27 protein-coding genes and 2 other RNA genes are annotated in these 18,047 nt (G+C 58.0%); 28 read left to right on the top strand and 1 reads right to left on the bottom strand.

Features of this window, described 5'->3' with window-relative positions; genetic code table 11:
* Positions 1–475 precede the first annotated feature (475 nt).
* From ACI77I_RS25845 to ACI77I_RS25930, 18 genes are all read left to right on the top strand, one after another.
* Positions 476–814 carry a transcriptional regulator gene (locus ACI77I_RS25845; protein WP_406998990.1) on the top strand — a complete coding sequence of 113 codons (339 nt, stop codon included), beginning with the start codon at positions 476–478 and terminating at the stop codon, positions 812–814.
* 2 nt (positions 815–816) lie between these two features.
* Positions 817–1,257 carry a hypothetical protein gene (locus tag ACI77I_RS25850; protein ID WP_406998992.1) on the top strand — a complete coding sequence of 147 codons (441 nt, stop codon included), beginning with the start codon at positions 817–819 and terminating at the stop codon, positions 1,255–1,257.
* Positions 1,250–3,301 (top strand): Mu transposase C-terminal domain-containing protein, encoded by a 2,052-nt coding sequence (locus ACI77I_RS25855; protein ID WP_406998994.1) that lies wholly within the window; start codon positions 1,250–1,252, stop codon positions 3,299–3,301. Before ACI77I_RS25850 ends, ACI77I_RS25855 begins: the two co-directional genes overlap by 8 nt.
* Positions 3,302–3,325: 24 nt before the next feature.
* Positions 3,326–4,048, top strand: coding sequence for an AAA family ATPase (locus ACI77I_RS25860; protein WP_406998996.1), 723 nt, complete (start codon positions 3,326–3,328; stop codon positions 4,046–4,048).
* A complete protein-coding gene (locus ACI77I_RS25865; protein ID WP_406998998.1) occupies positions 4,048–4,662 on the top strand; it encodes a hypothetical protein in 615 nt (204 codons plus the stop codon). Before ACI77I_RS25860 ends, ACI77I_RS25865 begins: the two co-directional genes overlap by 1 nt.
* Positions 4,659–5,036: a hypothetical protein gene (locus tag ACI77I_RS25870; protein WP_406999000.1), complete on the top strand. Its 378-nt coding sequence runs from the start codon at positions 4,659–4,661 to the stop codon at positions 5,034–5,036. Before ACI77I_RS25865 ends, ACI77I_RS25870 begins: the two co-directional genes overlap by 4 nt.
* Complete coding sequence (locus ACI77I_RS25875) at positions 5,020–5,343, top strand: hypothetical protein (RefSeq protein ID WP_406999002.1); 324 nt, start codon at positions 5,020–5,022, stop codon at positions 5,341–5,343. The genes ACI77I_RS25870 and ACI77I_RS25875 overlap by 17 nt, the downstream gene beginning before the upstream one ends.
* An 11-nt stretch (positions 5,344–5,354) precedes the next feature.
* Complete coding sequence (locus tag ACI77I_RS25880; protein WP_406999004.1) at positions 5,355–5,975, top strand: DUF3164 family protein; 621 nt, start codon at positions 5,355–5,357, stop codon at positions 5,973–5,975.
* A 1-nt stretch (position 5,976) separates the two neighbouring features.
* A complete protein-coding gene (locus ACI77I_RS25885; RefSeq protein ID WP_406999006.1) occupies positions 5,977–6,189 on the top strand; it encodes a hypothetical protein in 213 nt (70 codons plus the stop codon).
* 2 nt (positions 6,190–6,191) lie between these two features.
* A complete protein-coding gene (locus ACI77I_RS25890; RefSeq protein WP_406999008.1) occupies positions 6,192–6,608 on the top strand; it encodes a hypothetical protein in 417 nt (138 codons plus the stop codon).
* Between the two features lie 8 nt (positions 6,609–6,616).
* Positions 6,617–6,838 (top strand): hypothetical protein, encoded by a 222-nt coding sequence (locus ACI77I_RS25895; protein ID WP_010564669.1) that lies wholly within the window; start codon positions 6,617–6,619, stop codon positions 6,836–6,838.
* Positions 6,837–6,907, top strand: an RNA gene (locus ACI77I_RS25900) — hammerhead ribozyme type II. Before ACI77I_RS25895 ends, ACI77I_RS25900 begins: the two co-directional genes overlap by 2 nt.
* Positions 6,908–6,924: 17 nt before the next feature.
* On the top strand, positions 6,925–7,122 hold the full coding sequence (locus ACI77I_RS25905; protein WP_406999011.1) for a hypothetical protein: 198 nt from the start codon (positions 6,925–6,927) through the stop codon (positions 7,120–7,122).
* A gap of 46 nt (positions 7,123–7,168) precedes the next feature.
* On the top strand, positions 7,169–7,840 hold the full coding sequence (locus tag ACI77I_RS25910) for a DUF2786 domain-containing protein (RefSeq protein ID WP_406999013.1): 672 nt from the start codon (positions 7,169–7,171) through the stop codon (positions 7,838–7,840).
* Positions 7,839–7,909: hammerhead ribozyme type II (locus ACI77I_RS25915), an RNA gene on the top strand. The genes ACI77I_RS25910 and ACI77I_RS25915 overlap by 2 nt, the downstream gene beginning before the upstream one ends.
* Entirely contained in the window at positions 7,910–8,191 is a 282-nt protein-coding gene (locus tag ACI77I_RS25920; RefSeq protein WP_406999015.1) for a hypothetical protein, read from the top strand.
* Positions 8,188–8,592 carry a gp16 family protein gene (locus tag ACI77I_RS25925; RefSeq protein WP_406999017.1) on the top strand — a complete coding sequence of 135 codons (405 nt, stop codon included), beginning with the start codon at positions 8,188–8,190 and terminating at the stop codon, positions 8,590–8,592. Before ACI77I_RS25920 ends, ACI77I_RS25925 begins: the two co-directional genes overlap by 4 nt.
* The gene (locus ACI77I_RS25930) at positions 8,589–9,014 is read left to right on the top strand and encodes a Mor transcription activator family protein (RefSeq protein ID WP_406999019.1); all 426 of its coding nucleotides are present in this window, start codon (positions 8,589–8,591) and stop codon (positions 9,012–9,014) included. The genes ACI77I_RS25925 and ACI77I_RS25930 overlap by 4 nt, the downstream gene beginning before the upstream one ends.
* 49 nt (positions 9,015–9,063) lie before the next feature.
* Here the strand turns inward: ACI77I_RS25930 and ACI77I_RS25935 are convergent, their stop codons facing one another.
* Positions 9,064–9,300 (bottom strand): hypothetical protein, encoded by a 237-nt coding sequence (locus ACI77I_RS25935; RefSeq protein ID WP_406999021.1) that lies wholly within the window; start codon positions 9,298–9,300, stop codon positions 9,064–9,066.
* A 140-nt stretch (positions 9,301–9,440) separates the two neighbouring features.
* On the opposite strand from ACI77I_RS25935, the gene ACI77I_RS25940 reads away from it, so the two are divergent.
* The 10 genes from ACI77I_RS25940 to ACI77I_RS25985 all read left to right on the top strand — a co-directional run bounded on the left by ACI77I_RS25940 (position 9,441) and on the right by ACI77I_RS25985 (position 18,035).
* Positions 9,441–9,944 (top strand): lysozyme, encoded by a 504-nt coding sequence (locus tag ACI77I_RS25940; protein ID WP_406999023.1) that lies wholly within the window; start codon positions 9,441–9,443, stop codon positions 9,942–9,944.
* On the top strand, positions 9,941–10,504 hold the full coding sequence (locus tag ACI77I_RS25945) for a hypothetical protein (protein ID WP_406999025.1): 564 nt from the start codon (positions 9,941–9,943) through the stop codon (positions 10,502–10,504). Before ACI77I_RS25940 ends, ACI77I_RS25945 begins: the two co-directional genes overlap by 4 nt.
* Positions 10,505–10,506: 2 nt before the next feature.
* Positions 10,507–10,887: a hypothetical protein gene (locus tag ACI77I_RS25950; protein WP_406999027.1), complete on the top strand. Its 381-nt coding sequence runs from the start codon at positions 10,507–10,509 to the stop codon at positions 10,885–10,887.
* The gene (locus tag ACI77I_RS25955) at positions 10,884–11,195 is read left to right on the top strand and encodes a hypothetical protein (RefSeq protein WP_406999029.1); all 312 of its coding nucleotides are present in this window, start codon (positions 10,884–10,886) and stop codon (positions 11,193–11,195) included. Before ACI77I_RS25950 ends, ACI77I_RS25955 begins: the two co-directional genes overlap by 4 nt.
* A 1-nt stretch (position 11,196) precedes the next feature.
* Entirely contained in the window at positions 11,197–11,724 is a 528-nt protein-coding gene (locus tag ACI77I_RS25960) for a DUF3486 family protein (RefSeq protein WP_406999031.1), read from the top strand.
* Positions 11,724–13,397, top strand: a complete 1,674-nt coding sequence (locus ACI77I_RS25965) for a terminase large subunit domain-containing protein (protein ID WP_406999033.1) — start codon at positions 11,724–11,726, stop codon at positions 13,395–13,397. Before ACI77I_RS25960 ends, ACI77I_RS25965 begins: the two co-directional genes overlap by 1 nt.
* Before the next feature lie 34 nt (positions 13,398–13,431).
* A complete protein-coding gene (locus tag ACI77I_RS25970; RefSeq protein ID WP_406999035.1) occupies positions 13,432–14,970 on the top strand; it encodes a DUF935 domain-containing protein in 1,539 nt (512 codons plus the stop codon).
* Positions 14,970–16,157, top strand: a complete 1,188-nt coding sequence (locus ACI77I_RS25975; protein ID WP_406999037.1) for a phage minor head protein — start codon at positions 14,970–14,972, stop codon at positions 16,155–16,157. Before ACI77I_RS25970 ends, ACI77I_RS25975 begins: the two co-directional genes overlap by 1 nt.
* A 415-nt stretch (positions 16,158–16,572) precedes the next feature.
* Positions 16,573–17,640, top strand: a complete 1,068-nt coding sequence (locus ACI77I_RS25980) for a phage protease (RefSeq protein WP_406999039.1) — start codon at positions 16,573–16,575, stop codon at positions 17,638–17,640.
* Positions 17,637–18,035 carry a hypothetical protein gene (locus ACI77I_RS25985; RefSeq protein WP_406999041.1) on the top strand — a complete coding sequence of 133 codons (399 nt, stop codon included), beginning with the start codon at positions 17,637–17,639 and terminating at the stop codon, positions 18,033–18,035. The genes ACI77I_RS25980 and ACI77I_RS25985 overlap by 4 nt, the downstream gene beginning before the upstream one ends.
* Positions 18,036–18,047: the final 12 nt, after the last annotated feature.

An 18,047-nucleotide genomic window follows, 5' to 3' on the forward strand; every position in this document is an offset into this window, starting at 1 on the left:
GGGGATAACCATAGGTTTCGCCTTGAGCTTGTCGCCCTCGCCCGATGCAAGCCACCCTATATCTACCCCAACCGCCTTTGCGATTTCCACACAACGAGCCACCTTCGGCTCCCGCTGCCCTGTCAGATAATACTCCAACGTTCGGCGCGGGATGGCCGTAATGCGCGAAAGCTCGTCGCCGCTTCCGGCTAATTCCGCACACTCCCTTATGCGACTCGCCAGACCCTCACTCATTTCGTTTTCTCTAATAAGGAGAACGAAATTCTCGAATAGACGAATGCGAAATTTCGGATTCGAATTAATCTGTTTAAAAACAATGACATAGATAAATCGCCTCACAGTATGCCGGTTTGGGCAAAGCGAAATGCCGTTTTGCGCCTTACCTCAAAGAACAAAGCGGCTATGTTTATGTCCTAGGTGACGTTAGACACCCCAAAAAAACCACTCTCCCAAGTGGTCAAAATGGACGCAAGACATGAACAAAACCGAAATCCCAATAAATCCAACCCTGCGTTGGGAATGGATTAAGTACCAACTCCGAGCCCGCGGCACCTCTCTAGCGATGCTGGCCCGCGAGCTAGAAGTGTCAGATACAGCGGTTAAAAACGTCAAACGCACAGCTTACCCACGAATGGAGAGAGCTATTGCCAAAGCGCTGAGCCTCGACCCTATCGATCTATGGCCAGAACGCTGGAATGCGAACGGCACTCCGTTTCGACTGCGATCAGGACGTTCCGAAAGCAACGCAACTTACGGCTATGAGCATACCCCAGCTTATGACCTTCGGCACCGTAAAAATGGAACGGAAAGTTAAACATGCGCAAAGTTAAAGACGACCGCACCTTAGACATTTTCGCGATTCCAAAGCCGGTTTTAGCTATGCCTAGCAATGCAAGCAACGCCGCACATGTAAGTGAACTGATCAGCGAAATTCTTAAAGGTTCTGAGTTAGACCGATATGAAATTGCAGCACGTATGTCTCGGCTATCTGGTGATGACGTTAGCAAACATATGCTTGATGCGTGGTCTAGTCCTGCACGTATCGACCACAACCTCCCTTTCTTTAGGGCCCCGTTGCTAGAAGAAGTGTGCAGCTGCCATATTTTGACTAATTGGTTGGCTGAGCAGCGTGGCGGGCGGATTGCTTATGGGCGTGATGCACTGAATGCGGAACTAGGGCGCTTAGAGCGCCTTCGTGACGACGTTAGCAGGAAAGCACGTGAACTGAAGCGCGTATTGGGTGACAACAATGCGTAACTGGTACTCGGCTAGTGAATTGGCTGGACTACCAGGTTTGCCAGGTACAGAACGTGCTATTCAGCTACGCGCAAAGCGTGAGCTCTGGGAGGGCCAGCAGCGCCTAGGCACGAAAGCGATTGAGTACTCACTATGCGTATTGCCAAAAGAAACACAAATGGCGCTCTTAATAGCTTCTGTCAGCACAGACCTAGAAGAAGTAGTTACTGACAAACAGAAAATAGCTGAGAAGCGTGATGCTAAAACTGCGTCACGCTTAAACGATTCGCAAGCTTCCGTCATGAGCGCACGCCTGTCATTCGTTCGCGAAATCGAGCGTATGAGCCAGGTGGTCAGCCAGAACCGTGCCGTTCTGACGTTGGTAGCTCTAGCTCAATCCGGTGACCTCAGTCCTTATTTGACTGAGCGAGTGGCTCGGGCCAACGACCGAAAGACCGAAGACCGGACCCTCTCAAAGCGTACGCTCATGCGCTGGTTGGCAGATTTCCGTGCGCATGGCGAAACCGGACTGGCACCAGCTCGCCGTCAGAAGGACATGAGCGTCCCCGTCTGGGCGGGTGAATTCCTCAAGCACTACCAGCGCCCTCAGAAGCCCAGCGTTGAGGCGGCTTACGAGCAGTTCAAGCAACTGCATGGCGATATACATAGCAGCGTCTGCCCTAGCATTCACGCGGTACGCCGCTGGCTGAAAAAGCTCAGCCCATCGGTCCGTGAACACGGCCGTCTGGGGCCGCATGCGTTGAACGCACTCAAGGCTTACAACAACCGCAAGGCCGACATGCTCTGGCCGAATGACGTATGGGTGGCTGACGGTCACACCTTTGACGCTGAGGTCATCAACCCGATCACCGGCCAAATCTTCCGCCCGGAAATCACCATGGTCATTGACTGGGCTACGCGTCGCATTGTGGGCTTCTCAGTCAACCTGGCCGAATCGACGCTCGCCACCCTGGACACGTTGCGCGACGGGGTCAGTCGTTGCGGCATGTACAAGATTTTCTATGTCGACAACGGCAGTGGCTTCGATAACTCCGTCGTATATGAAGTCAACGACCGCCTAGGTGGCACTATCACTCACTCGCTGCCTTATAACTCTCAGGCCCGAGGCGTGATTGAGCGCCCGCACAAAACCATCTTGGTCAGGCTTGCGAAAACCTTCGACAGCTACATTGGCGCCGACATGGACAAAGAGGCCGCCACAAAAACACACAAACTGTCACGCAAACAGCTTGCGCTGGGCCTCGCACCGACAGTCGTGCCTGAGTTCTCGATGTTCTTCGCTGAACTGGAACGGGCGCTCGACGACTACAACCGTCGCCCACATCGCGGACTGCCTAAGTTTCGCGACCTTCAGACGATGCGTAAGCGGCACCAGAGCCCAATGGAGGCTTGGAAATGTGCAGAGGTCGAGGGGTGGGAACCGTTGCTGGCTGATGCCAACGTCGTCGAAAGCCTGACCCGTCCGCAGGTAGAACGCACTGTCCGCCGTTGCCTGGTGCAATGGAACAGCAACAGCTATTTCTTGAAAGATCTGGATGGCTTCCATGGCGAAGAAGTCCGGGTGGCCTACGACTACCGCGATTCCAGCCGCGTGTGGGTCCACACCCTGGACGGCGACCTCATCGGCGAAGCTCTGCTTGATGGCAACTCCAGCCCTGCCATGCCGCAAACCATGCTTGAAAAAGCCAGCGAGAAACGCGAACGCGGTCAACTGTCTCGCTTGACTAAAAAAGCCGAAACCCTCACCGGGCAGAAGGTGGAAATTCGCGTCCTCACGGCTGCACCCAGCAACTATGAGCTACCACCTGAGCAGCTTGCCGAAGCGCAACGCTTTGCCCAACTGGCAGCGCCACCGGCGTCGACTTTCGATCTCCCATCCGACCCGACCGCCCGCTACCACCTCTGGCATCAACTCGCCGACCGTCTGGTCAATGGCGAGGTGCTGACGGACGAAGAAGCCCAATGGCACGGCCGCTACTCCAAACACCCCGACTTCGCATCAATTCGCCGCATGTTCGAGTATGCAGAACAAGCCCGCGCCTGATTCAACACCCGCAAGGAGCTACCAATGAGTGTTTGCAAAATCGTACCCCTGACCAACGTCGGCCTCTTATCCGCTGCCATCGAGCGCGCTCATTCCCGTCCACCGGGCCTGCCGGGCTTAGTGGTGATGTACGGCGCCAGTGGCCTGGGCAAAAGCGTAGGGGCTGCCTTTGCCGCCAACCTGCACCGCGCCTATTACGTGGAGTGCCGCGACACCTGGAGCAAGAAAGCTTTCTTGCAGGCGATCCTGCGCGAAATGAGCATTGCCCCCGGTCAAACACTCTCAATTATGGTTGATCAAGTGGCCGAACAACTGTCGCGCAGTGGCCGGCCGCTACTGATCGACGACGTTCAATACCTGCTCGAAAAAGCCGTCGCCAATGTGCTGACCGATATCTACAACGCCAGTCAGGGCACCATTGTCCTGATCGGCGAAGAGCGTGTGCCGAGCAGCCTGGCGAAGCTGGAACGTCTGCACAACCGCGTGCTGGAATGGGTGCCTGCTCAGCCCGCCACCCTTGACGACCTGCGTAATTTGGCCAAAGCCAGCTATCCCACTCTGACCATTGCCGACGATCTGCTGGAAGACCTGCGCCACAAGGTGCGCGGCTGCCTGCGCCGCGTAGCGGTCAACCTCTACAAGGTCTACGGCGAAACTCAGGCCCAGGCCGTGGACAGCATCGACCTGGCGGGTTGGGGAAGTCGAGGATGGTTTACCGGTGAGGCTCCGGCACGGAGGGGCGTGTAATGGCTGGGGGACGTGGTCGTAAACAAATTGATCTGGAGATGCAGGGCACCAAAGGCAATCGCCAGCGTATCTGGGAAGCCATTCGCCTAGGACGTGACGGATTTACCGCCTATGAAATTTCCCGTCGTGCCAAGACTGATGACACCGCCGTGCGCAGCTACCTGCAAGCGCTGATCAAGGGTGGTTATGTTGAGGTTGTCACAGGGGCTAAGTTCGAAGAGCAGACCCTGCGCCTGCTCAAGGACATCGGTGCTGAGGCGCCCGCCGTCACTCGCGACGGAAAACCCAGCAGCGCAGGCAAAGGCACCGAAGCCATGTGGCGTTCCTTGCGCATCCTAGGCGAACTGGACGCCGATGAGCTGGCTGTACAAGCCTCCATTGTGGTGCCAACCACCACTGGGACCGCCCGCTCTTATCTGAAATGGCTCAAACGCGCCGGGTATCTCGTCGAGGTTCAGGCCAGCAAGCCGGGCAAGAAGGCTCGTTACTGCTTGGGGCACGGCAAATACACCGGACCACGTGCGCCGATGATTCAGCGTGTCGGCCAGGTCTTTGATCCCAACCTGGGCGAGGTTGTGTTCCGCCAACCCGAATCTACTGAGGATGCTCTATGAACGTCCAACTCACCGCCTGGGGTACAGAGCCGCCCCTGTTTGTGCGCCTGCTGGCTGCCGAAGTCGCCGCCAGCAACCAAACCAAAGCCAGCAAGCGTATTGGCATGAGCCGAACCGCCGTCAGCCTGATCCTTTCTAACCGCTACGCCTCGCCCAGCACAGCGGGTGTCGAGCGCCGGGTGATGGCAACCCTTGGCCGTATTGAGTGTGTCGCACTCGACGAAATCGTTACCACCGATCAGTGCCAAAGCTACCGCGAAAAACCAGCACCAACCCACAATCCACAGGCCATGCAGTACTGGAGCGCCTGCCAACGCTGCCCAATCAATCCCAACTGCTGCAATCAGGAGAACGCCAATGCTCGCCTCCACTAACTGCACTTCGTTGAAGGTTCTGACCCCGACATTGGCGGAACGTCTGCGCATCTTTAATGCCGCCGCTCGCCAACTGCAAGCCTATGGCGTCCGAATCCAGGGCTTTCACCCGACAGAAAACCTTCTGCTTATCTGCGCTGAAGATGGTCGCCTCTTGCTGGATCGGGATACCGCTGAAGCCTGTCTGTGTCACCTATCGGCTGGAAGTACTCGCTACAACCTGCACTTCCAGGGCGTGATCCTGGAGTGGCGCGAACCCATTAGCGCGAACCATCCTTCCGGCTGGTCGCACCCGACTCTCCACTGAGGAACCTTGCAATGACACAACAACAAACTATCCCCAAAGGCTATCGCGTCGACGCGCAAAAGCGACTGATCCCGGAAAGCATGATCAAGCCTATCGACCTGGAGCGGGATGCCTTGGTGCTTGGCCTGGTGGAAAAAGCCCGCGCCGCCAGCGACGTGCTGGCGAAATTCAAGGCCTCGGCTTTCGGTGATATTGAAGCCTTTGTCGAACTCAGCGCCGAGCAGTACGGCGCCCAGATCGGCGGGAAGAAGGGAAATGTCAGCCTGATCAGCTTCGATGGGCGTTTCAAGATCATGCGTGCCGTACAGGAAAGCATCGCTTTCGACGAACGCCTCCAGGCTGCGCGGGCATTGATTGACGAATGCCTGCGGGACTGGACCACCGGGGCACGCCCCGAAGTGGTCACGCTGGTAAATGACGCCTTCCGGACTGACCAAAAAGGCGACATCCGCACAGCCCGCGTCCTGGCGTTGCGCCGTATGGAAATTACCGATGAACGCTGGCAGCGCGCCATGCAAGCCATCGGCGACGCCTGCCAGGTGGTTGGCTCCAAGTCCTACATCCGCGTGTATCAGCGGGTTGGTGATACCGACCAGTACGAGCCCATCAGCCTTGATATTGCGGGGGTGTGACATGGGTGTACTGACAGCAATGAAATGGCCGGAAACCACCTTGTTGGACCTGCTAAACGATGCAGAGGAAAGCACAACTGAAACTTTTGACCTTGTGCATCTGGAACTTAACTCCGGCCGCAGTTACGTGGTGGCGGTGATCCATGGCGAACCTGATCAGGTTGATTCCATTGCCGAGGAAATCCAACGCCTAAAACAGCGGATGGAGGCCTGATCATGCAGCGCTATCACGACACCCGCAGCGATCCGCTGCCGATGCATTCGCCGCAACACGACACCGAGCGCGCCAACCTCGACCGCCTGACTGCTGAGTTCCTGGCTCGCGGCGGCAAGGTCCAGCAAGTCGGTCACCAGATGAGCAGCGCTCCGGCGACGTTCACCATCAACCCGGAGCGGTCGCCAGTTTATGCCCATCTTTTTGCGGCTGCGCCCCCTGTGGCAGCACCTGAGGCAGTGGTGCTAGCGGAGATCGAAGGTTCTTTCCCGGACGCCGACAAGCACGCGGCATTGATCATGGCCGATGCGGCCATGGGCAACTCGCCAAAGTGGATCGCACGCAAGCACCACATGACCGAGAAATACGTACGTCAGGTCGCCCGCGACTACCACATCACCTTCCACTCTCAGCGATAGGAGGCCCCATGGCCAAGATCACCATCACCCTAGAAGACCGCCGCGAAGGCAACGGCAAGCCATCGGTAGCCGTCGATATGACAGGTGTACCGACTACGAACCTCGGCACACCTCGCCAGACGGAAGCTGTACGTATCTTCAACAAGCTGTTCGACCTGGTCGCCAGCGAAAAGATGTTGGGCGCCATTCCTGCCTGCCGCTGGCAACCCACCACAACAACTCTCCACTAAGCGAAACCGCCTTGGTCATCCGGGGTGGTCTGCCAGGCGTGGTTGCCTGGTACTGACGAGCAGCCGAGGAACAAATGGAGAGAGTCATGAGCGAGCAACGAGCCCCGTTACGGCGGTCGGTAAGCGACGAAGATCAGATGAATTTACCCGTGGGCAAGACTTGCGGCGACTGCGTGCACTGCCGCAGATGCACGTTGATGTTCGGCCACATCCCAGCTGATGAGTCTTGCGACTGGAGCCCTTCACGCTTCCGTGAGTCCGTGCAAGCCGCCGCTATCGCTTAACCCCAAACACATATCAGCATCACCCGAACCCTTGAGATCTGACGTTATGGACCACAGCAAAGCCTTAGACAAAATCAAGAAGCTGCTGCGCCTGGCAGCTAGCGATAACCCGCACGAAGCTGCCGCAGCCATGCGCCAGGCCCGCGCCTTGATGGAAAAGTACCGCCTTGAAGAGTCGGATATTCAGCTCTCCGAGGTATTCGAATGCGCCGCCCGTAGCGGTTCAAAGATGACCCCGCCGCAATGGGAAGCCAACCTGGTGGGTGCAGTCACCCAGGCCTACGCCTGCAAAGTCCTGTTCATGGCGGGTATCGGCGAATGGCGTTTTATCGGCGAACTGGCCGAGCTTGCCAGCTACACCATGGCCTTGTTACTACGCCAAGTCCGCCAGTCCCGCCGTGACTTCATTGGAACGCAGTTGAAGCGCTGCAAGCCTGCGACCAAGACCAAGCGTGCCGACGTGTTCTGTGGCGCCTGGGTGTCAGCAGTGCGCCGACAGGTAATGGCGTTTGCTGGCAACGATGAGCCTTCACCGGCAACAGCAGCGTACATGCTTAAGCACCATTCCGAGACGGAAAAGCTTGATTGCCGCGACCGTAACGCCAGCAAGGCCAACGGTGTGCGCGCCCTGACTGACGCTATGCACGGCGTTCTCGCGGCTGGCGATGTCCGTCTGAACCACGGTGTTAACGGCCAGGAACAATTAGCCCTGCATTAAGCGAAACCGCCCCGGCCTGCCGGGATGGTCTGCCGGACGTGGTTGTCCGGTACTGATGAGCAACCAGACATGTCCCAAGAATCCAGACACGACCGCAAAAAGCGCCTGAGCCGCGACCGCTCGGCTCGTTGCCGGGCACTCAAGAAACAGCGCTTACAAGCAATCGGCGCGACAAAGCTAAAGATAGTGATCGGCTCCGGCACTGCCTCCGACATCGAATGCATTCGCCAGACCGGTGGATTTGAAGAAAGCGCCGAGGCACTGGTGCAGAGCATCCGTTACATGGCGGCGATGGCTCGCCGTGACGCTTGCGCCTTCAGACACGCTATCGACCCGAGATCCTTTCAATGAGCAGCCTCGCAAAGATTCACATCGCCAAATCGCAACTGGGTTTGGATGATGACACCTACCGGGCCTTACTTGCGCGCGTCGCTGGGGTTCGCTCGGCCAAGGATCTGTCACCCCGTCAGATCGGCGCCGTCATCGCTGAGTTTGTGCGGCTGGGATGGATGCCAAAGGTTGCGCGAAAAGCAACCCGTGTGGCACCCAATCCAGCCACTGAACGTCGCAAGCTGGTTGGCAAAATCGAGGCCTTCCTGGCCGAAGCCAACCGCCCGTGGGAGTATGCTGATGCGTTGGCTTTGCGCATGTTCAAAGTGGAGCGGGTAGAATGGTGCGACTTTGATCAACTGCGCAGTATGATTGCCGCGCTGTCGTATGACGCCAAGCGCAAAGGAAGACGTACCCAATGAAAATCGACCAGGTGAAGGGCCTGCTGCCTCGTCAGGTATTGGATATCGCCGAGGCTATCGGTATACCGGCGACCCAGCGGCTGGTCGACGAACTGGGCGGTACGACCTGGCCAGTGGCCCAAGGCAAGCGCCGTTTGGGGATTATCCGCCACGAAGCGCTTGTTAATGTCATCGGCGTTGAGGCGGCAGAGATCATGGCCAAACGCTGGGCCAACGTTCAGCTGTATATTCCCCGTTGCGATGCCGCGTTGCGCTCCCTGCGAGACCACGATATCAACACCCAGTTTGAACAAGGCGTGCGCGAAGGTATCAGTGCCAATACCCTGGTGGCTGAACTGGCGCGCAGTAACAAACTGAGTGACCGCCGAATTTGGGAGATCCTCAAGACCCCAACCGACCGGGCGCCCGACCTGTTCCACTAGTCGACTCTTGTTCAGTTGAAGCCCCGCCTTTGTGCGGGGCTTCTGCTTTCTACTGAAGCCGGTCAATCTGCAATGGGTTGCTGCCACCGCCGACACTGGCGGCATGAACAGCCAATCTCCCCGCGTCCTGAATCGCCCCCGTCATTACGCCGCCTTGATTGTCCAGGCAGCGGGTGATGTCGCCCTTCAACGCCAGATTTTTGAGGCCTGCCCCTTTGAAATGCGGGCACAGGTTCGCGACCTGACAAAGCTGGCGCTGTACCACGCAGAGAAAGTGCTGGAGCACAAACGCATGATCCAGCGGGCTCGCGAGAATGATCCCGCCCCGAACAAGCCCACTCTGCGGGTGTCCTCACTCAAGAGGTCCGACTCAGCGTTTGGTCAACAACGTCTGGCAGAACTGCGCGCCGCTGTCGGTGGCGGGGTATGAACAAGTCAGTCAAGGTCATAACCCTAGCAATCGGCTTGGCTATTCCCACGGTCGGCTATTTCGAGGGGCGTCACCTGTTGGCCTACCTGGACCCGGTAGGCATTCCGACCATCTGCGATGGTTGGACAAAGGGCGTAAAGCTGGGCGATACCGCGACCCCTGCGCAATGTGACCTATGGACGATCCAGGCACTTGAAGAAGCTGAGCGCATCTTTGACCAAGCCGTGCCGGAGCCAATACGCAGCAGTATCTCGCCGACCAGCAAGGCCAGCTTTCTGTCGTTCATTTACAACGTCGGGCCTGGCAAACCGGGGGTTAAGGATGGCTTTATCTGGCTGAAAGACGGTCGCAACTCGACCATGGTTCAATTACTTCGACAGGGACGAGTTGCCGAAGCCTGCCGACAGTTGCCGCTATGGGCATCCGCCGCCGGCAAACGGCTGAACGGTTTGGTGCTGCGTCGCGCCGCTGAGCTTCAACTGTGCGAGGCTAAGCTATGAGTCTTTCTTGGCTGAGCCTCCTTCTGCCTTGGTTGGTCGCAGACTTTTTTGGCGGTGCCGAGCTAGTGCAGCCCCACCCTCAGCAGATTGAGGTCATCGCCAAAATTAAAGCCGACACCGCCTTGGCGCATTTACGCCGTGATGCCAAAGAAGCCGCAATAGCGCTCGCCGTCGAGCAGGCCCGTAGCGATCAACTGGCTACCCATCTGGCTCAACAGCAACGCAAAAACCGAAGAACCACCGACCGCCTTTCAAGGGAAATCGCCCGTGTTAACGATCTGTACCGCGAAGCGCTCGATGCGCGGCCTAAGCCTGTGCCTGCTTGCGTGTTTACTGCCGAGTGGGTGCGGATTTACGACGAGGCCACCGGCGCCGCAATGCCAGCCGTTACAGGTTCCGTCAGAGTTACTGCGGCGCCCGGAAAGCCCCAAGCCCTTGGCCAGATCAGCTCTGGCGTGAGCCAATCCCAAGTGCTGGAGCATCACGTCCGATACGCCGAGCAATGCCGAAACACGGCGGTCCAGTTGGACCTTTTAATTGACCAGGTGAAAGGAAAATAACCATGCAGATGGACTTCACCCACCTGGTCGGTTGGGCGCTGTCGTTGTTGGGCATCTTCGCCACGCTAGTTTTCGGTTTATTCAAGCTACTGCTCAGGCAGTTTGAGAGTCGTCTAAACGAACGCTTCGTCATACAGGAAGTCGCCCGACTGGAGGCCAGCAAGCATTGGGAGGACAATTTTTCCAAGGTTCTGGAGCGCCAGGACAAAGACGCCGAGGCGCTTCAACAGTTGGAAAAATCGTTCCTTCGATGGCAAGCCGAGTTGCCGATTCACTATGTCCGCCGCGAGGACTGGGTGCGTAACCAAACCATCCTTGAGGCGAAAATAGACCGTGTATTCACCAAGCTCGAAGTCATTCAAGAGCGGAGCAATAAAGCATGAACATGATTGATGTAGCCCGGACTCGCCGTGAGTCCATGCGCTGGTATTTGCTATTAACCCTGAACAATTCTCGTCCGGTTGATCCCCATGAGGCCCTGGTGCTTTCGACGATCCAGGGGATCTACCCCGACGCTACCCAACACGAGGTGCGCCGCGAACTGGATTATTTGAAAGATCGCAGCCTGGTCACGCTGGACAAACAACCGATTGGCGTATGGATCGCCGGCCTGACGCACTACGGTGTGGATGTTGCCGAGTACACCATTCCTTGCAATCCGGGCATTGCCCGACCAGCGCAGAGCGTCTGAGATGCCACCCAGAAGCAAGGTTGCCAGCCTGCCTGCCTCGGTGAAATCGTGGCTGGACAAGGCATTGGCCGAGAACAACTTCAGCGAATACGAGATGCTGGCCGGTGAGTTGGTGGCACGTGGCTTTGCGATCAGCAAAAGCGCCTTGCATCGTTATGGTCAGGACTTCGAAAGCCGCTTGAGCGCGCTCAAGCTGGCCAGCGAGCAGGCCAAGGCAGTGGTCGCGGCAGCGCCCGATGATGAAGGCGCGGTTAACGAGGCTCTGACACGCCTGGTGCAAGAAAAGATCTTTGGCTTGCTGCTGGCCGGGGACGGAAAAATGGATGTGGCCAAGGTCGCCAAAGCAGTCGCCGAGCTAGGGCGTGCCAGCGTCACCCAGCAGAAATGGAAAATGGAACACCGCGAAACCATTCGCAAGCAGTTTGCTACAGAGGCAGCGCAGGCCGTCAGTGAGGAACTGCGCGGCGCAGATGGCATGAGCGAAGAACTTGAAGGCCGTATTCGCGGCATTTTGCTGGGTAAAGCCTAATGGCCGCTCGGGTGGCCACCGCAGGCGCCTCGCAACTCAAGGGCATGACCGCAACGTCGGTGCCGCGCAAGATCGATCTGGCCGAAGAAATGGAATTGCACGGCGTGGTCGTTCCGCAGGAAATGACCGACGCCCAGCCCGCCAACGAACCTGTTTTTCTGGGTTACCAGCAACGCTGGTTCGAAGATCAAAGCCCGATCATGATCGCCGAGAAATCCCGGCGTACCGGTCTGACCTGGGCGGAGGCCGGGCGCAACGTGATCAACGCCGCCAAGCCGCGCAGTCGCCGAGGCTGCAATACTTTTTATGTCGGCAGCAAGCAGGAAATGGCGCTGGAGTACATCGCCGCTTGTGCGTTGTTTGCCAAGGCCTTCAACGAACTGGCCGAAGCCGCCGTTTACGAGCAGACCTTTTGGGACTCGGGCAAGAAGGAAGAAATCCTTGCCTACATGATTCGCTTTCCAAAAAGCGGGTTCAAAATTCAGGCGCTGTCGTCACGCCCCAGCAACCTGCGGGGCTTGCAGGGCGATGTGGTGATCGATGAGGCAGCCTTCCACGAATCGCTGGAAGAGCTGCTCAAGGCCGCGCTGGCACTGACGATGTGGGGCAACAAGGTACGTCTGATCAGCACGCACAACGGTGTGGACAACGCCTTCAATACCTACATCAGCGATGCCCGCGAAGGTCGCAAGGACTACAGCATTCACCGGATCACGCTGGATGCCGCGATTGCCGAAGGCTTATATAAGCGCATTTGCTTTGTGACCGGCCAGGTCTGGACGCCCGAGGCGCAAAAGGCCTGGCGCGAGGCCCTCTACAAAAACGCCCCTAACCCTGAAAGCGCCGCTGAGGAATACGGCTGCGTGCCGAAAAAATCAGGCGGTGCCTATCTGTCGAGGGTGTTGATCGAAGCGGCGATGGTCGCTGACCACTCGATCAGGATCTATCGCTACGAAGCGCCCGAAGGCTTTGAAAGCTGGACCACGCCCATGCGCGAGGCCGAGGTTGAGCAGTGGTGTGTCGAGAACCTGGCGCCCGAGCTGGCCCGTCTGAGTCCGCTCGACCGTCATGTGCTGGGCGAAGACTTCGCACGGCGCGGTGACTTAACCGTGTTCTGCCCGCTGGCCATTGCCCCTAGTCTGCGCAAGCGCGTGCCCTTCGTGGTCGAGCTGCGCAACCTGACCTACGAACAACAGCGTCAGGTGCTGTTTTACATCATGGATCGATTGCCTCGCCGAACTGGCGCTGCGTTCGATGCCACAGCCAACGGCGGTTATCTCGCCGAGCAGGCTGGGCTTCGGTACGGAGCCAATACGGTGGATCAGGTCAATTTAAGCCAAGCCTGGTACGCGCTCTGGATGCCCAAGCTCAAGGGCGAACTGGAGTCGTTCAATCTGCTCGTGCCCCGTCACCAAACCACACTCGATGATCTGCTGCACATCAAGGTCGTGAACGGTATCCCGTTAATCGACAAGGGCCGACAGAAAGACCTGGACGCAAAAGACGGCAAAGGCAAGCGGCACGGTGACTTTGCTGTCGCGCTGGTCATGGCCGTGCGCGCCTCCTTTATGGACGGCAGCTTGATCGAATACACCGCCGCGCCTTCGCGGGCGGATCGCTGGTCAGACACTGACAGTGACGACCAGCCCGGTGGTTTTAACGGCGCCTGGTAGTCCCCACTCGTTGATTTTTTGTAGGACGTGACACATGGCCATCGTCGATATCCACGGCAACCCACTCGAACAAAAAACTTTACGCGAATCGCAAACCTCGCGGTTGGCCGAGCTGCGCGGCGAGTATGCTGACCATCCCTCCAGCGGCCTGACGCCGGCTCGCCTGGCGGGGATCTTGAAGTCAGCCGAAACCGGCGATATCAAAGCCCAGGGCGAACTGTTCCAGGACATGGAAGAAAAGGACGCGCACTTGCTCGCTGAAATGGGTAAGCGCCGACGAGCGTTGGCCACCGTCGAATGGGCCGTGGTGCCGCCACGTAATCCTTCCGCTGTCGAAAAGGCTGAATGTGAATGGCTCAATGAAGTCATGCACGATCTTCCAGATTTTGAAATTCTGCTGTTTGACCTGCTCGATGCTATTGGCAAGGGCTATAGCTGCATTGAGCTGGACTGGCGGCGTTATGGCAAAGAATGGATACCGCAGGCGTTCAACTACCGCGAGTCCTCCTGGTTCCAACTGGATGCCGCCACGCGCACCGAGCTGCGCTTGCGTGATGGCAGCCAGGACGGTGAAACCCTGACACCGTTCGGCTGGATCACGCACGAACACAAGGCCAAGTCAGGCTACCTGTCCCGCGCCGGGCTTTATCGTGTGTTGGCGTGGCCATACCTGTTCAAGAATTACTCGGTGCGCGACTTGGCCGAATTTCTGGAAATCTACGGCCTGCCGGTGCGTCTGGGCAAATATCCGAACGGGGCGAGCAACGAGGAAAAAGCCACCCTGCTGAGAGCGGTGGTGAACATCGGTCATAACGCGGCGGGCATCATTCCGCAGGGCATGGAAATCGACTTCAAGGCCGCAGCCAACGGCAGTCATGATCCGTTTGACTGGATGGTCAATTGGGCTGAAAAATCGATGTCCAAGGCCATTTTGGGTGGCACCCTGACCAGTCAGTCGGATGGTGCGAGCAGCACCAACGCCCTGGGTAACGTGCACAACGAAGTGCGACATGAACTGCTGCAAAGCGATGCCAAACAAATCGAAACAACGTTACGTCAATACCTGCTGTACCCGTTGCTGGCTCTGAATAAAGCCGGTGACCGCGATATGCGCCGCCTGCCTCAGTTTAAGTTTGACCTGGTCGAAGCCGAAGACATGGCGATGTACGCTGAAGCGCTTCCGAAGTTGGTCACCGCTGGGATGAAAATCCCCCTGACCTGGGCGCATGACAAACTTCGTATTCCGCTGCCTGGTAAAGATGAGGCCATCATGAGTGCCGAACAGCTGCCCACTGCTGAGATGGCGGCGGCGCGCGTCGCGGTCATGAAAGCCGAGACGGCCCCCACCGATGCGCTCGACGACTTGGCTGAAGACATGGCCAACGATTGGCAGCCGGTGGCCACCATGGTGGAAGGCCCCGTCCAGCAATTGTTAGCCAGCTGCAAAAGTCTGGATGAGTTCCGCGCCCGCTTGCCTGAACTGATTCCGCAAATGGATGCGACCCAGCTGGCCGAGCAGATTAGCCGGGGGCTGTTTGCAGCCGGTCTCGCTGGTCAGACAGGGGCGGCCTGATGATTGACCTGGTCGCGCTGGCACCAAAAGAGGCTGTCGAATATTTCAAGCAGAAAGGCTATACCATCGGCTTTGACCACCGCGACGTATGGCAGGCTCAGCATCAGGCTGGGTTCACCGTGGCCAAGGTCATGCAGCAAGATCTGTTAGAGGACATCCGCAAGGCGGTGGACGATGCACTCAGTAACGGCATGACCGTTGCCCAGTTCTCCCAAGCCTTGACCCCCACACTTGTCAATAAGGGCTGGTGGGGCCGCAAGGCAATGACAGATCCTCTGACCGGCGAAGTGGTCGACGCGCAACTCGGCAGCCCTAACCGGCTTAAAACGATCTACGACACTAACCTGCGCACCTCGCACAGCGAAGGCCAGTGGCAACGCATTCAGGAAAACAAGGAAGCGTTTCCGTACCTGCAATACGACGCGAATAACTCAGCACACCCACGTGCAGAGCATTCAGCCTGGGACGGTTTGACCTTGCCGGTAGACCATCCATTTTTCCGTGATCACTTTCCGGTCAAAGACTACAAGTGCAAGTGCCGGGTTATCCCCCGCACCGCGAACCAAGTCAACAACTCCGGTCGTGCCGTCGGCCCGGCGCCTGTTGTTCCGACAGTACCTTTCATTAATAAGCGTACCGGCGAACTTCAGCATATCCCCAAAGGCGTGAATCCTTCTTTTTACTATCCACCGGGTGGTCGACGAGCCAGCCTGAATCGGCACCTGATCGACAGACTGGAATCAGCCCCGCCCGACGTGGCGAGAGCTAGTATCGCCGACTTGGTGAAGGGACCCGCCTTTGCCGGGTGGTATCGGCGTCCGGCAGGTGCTTTTGTGGTGGCTCATTTGGACCACAACGTTGCGACGCGGATGGGCGCCAAAACTCAACTGGTAGCTTTTTCCGAGGAAACACTGAAAAAGCAGCTACGAGAACACCCCGAGGTGACCATACAAGAGTACTCCTTGATTCAGAGTGTTGTGGATCGAGGTCGCGCGATTACCGACGCCAAAGATGGGTCGTTGATTTATGTATTAGAGGAAGCTGGATACGTCGCGGTGATTAAAGCAACGAAGACGGGGAAGGCCATTTTCATGACCAGCTTCAGGCGCCTCAGCAGTCGAGAGGCTCAGCGAGATCGCGAGGTGCGGCGTCTGCTGTCAAAAGCATCGCCCCGCGCGGGAGAATAAGAAAGGCAGACGGTGGGGCCTCCCAGTCCGACCAAGGTCGGAAACCCCACATAGCCATCCGCAGCAAGCTGCGTCGTACGGCCGGGAGAATATCACCGTGTCACGTCTGCCAAACCTGAATGTACCACGTCGCGGCGTCTTAAGTGATAAGGGCTGGCAATGACGCGCCCGGATCGACTAGACGGCGCGTGAAGGGTGTTAGGATCTTCAATGGCTACGCTGATATGCTTTTTCGTCGGTAATCAAATCTAACGCGGTTCTAACGGCCTTCCTGAGGCGCTGTGATACGGTGCCGCTCTCATGATAACCGCCGCAAGTTAAGTCCTCCCCGTTTAGCAGACTTGGCATCCCACCTAGGTTTCAACTGAACCCCCTCAAGCTACATCGACATTGCCCCGCCGCCGACACTGGCGGTATGAAGACAAAACACACTCCCACCGCTGCTATCGCCGCCTGCACTTTCGAGATTCAGGCCGCCAGCGCTGCCGTCCAGCTTTTCCCGGCCGGTGCTTTCAAAGCCCGCGACGGCCGGCCGCTGGAAGTGCCTTCGCGCCATTGGGTCATTGACGGCCAGATTGCCGCCAAGTTGATTGCCCGCGTCGCCGCCCGTGCCACTGACGTGGTCATGGACTACGAGCACCAAACTCTTAACAGCACCGAAAACGGCCAACCGGCCCCGGCTGCTGCCTGGTTCAAGGGTACGTCGCTGGTGTGGCGCGACGGCGAAGGTTTGTTTTCGACTCAGGTCGACTGGACGGACAAGGGCGGCGCCATGGTGGACGCCAAGGAATACCGCTACTTAAGCCCGGTATTCAGTTACGACCCGGTCACAGGCGAAGTCCTGGACCTGCTGCATGTCGGCCTTACCAATTTTCCCGCACTCGATGGCATGGCTCCCTTGCTGGCGATGGCGGCTGCTCGTTTTCATCTGGCCGACCCGGCCGCCCCTTTAATAGAGGAGAAACACCGTGTGAATAAAGAAGCTCTGATCGCGCTGCTGGGCCTGGCCAGCGATGCCAGTGAAGAAGACATTCAGTCGGCACTGACTGGCCTTAAGGCCGATGCCGGTAAGACACAGGAGCTGACCGAAGCGCTGGCGGCGGCTAAAGGGCAAGCGCCTGATCCTGCCAAGTTCGTGCCGCTGGCCGCGTTTGACAGCCTCAAAGGCGAAGTCGCCGCACTCAAAGCTACCCAGATCGGCAGTGAAGTGGACGACCTGGTCAACGGTGGTTTGTCCGATGGTCGTTTGCATGCCGTCCAGGAAGACTGGGCGCGGGAGCTGGGCAAAACCAACATTGCAGCCTTGAAAGGTTACCTGGACAAGACCCCGGCCATTGCGGCGCTCCGGGGCCAGCAGACCCAGCAACATAAACACACCCCCACCACCACCGAAGAACTCGGCCCGGAAGCCTTGGCCGTGTGCAAAGCCCTGGGCGTTGCACCGGCTGATTACCTGGTCACCTTAAAAGGAGAACAGCAATGACTGCCTTGACCGGTGATCGCAATACGCACATGCAGGACGCGGGCGTTGTTTCGGTGCCCATGGTGGCAGGCGCTGTGATTTACGCCGGGGCCTTGGTGGTGGCTAACCCGTCGGGATTTTGTGCCCCTGGGTGGACGGCGGATGACGTGGTCTACATCGGCCGCGCTGAGGAGTCCGTCAGCAACGCGGGTGGCGGCAACGGCGCCAAGCACATAAGCGTTCGTCGCCTGCGTGCTTTCAAGTGGGCGACAGACGGTTCCATCAGCCAAGCCAACTTCATGGCCATGGCCTACATCGTGGACGACCAGACCGTGTCGGCGTCAGATGCCTCGCAAGCCCGCTCCGTCGCTGGGCGCATCGTCGGCGTCGAATCCGACGGCGTCTGGGTGGAATAACCCGCCAATCAA

This window comes from Pseudomonas sp. D47 (assembly GCF_045447305.1).
GTDB lineage: Bacteria > Pseudomonadota > Gammaproteobacteria > Pseudomonadales > Pseudomonadaceae > Aquipseudomonas.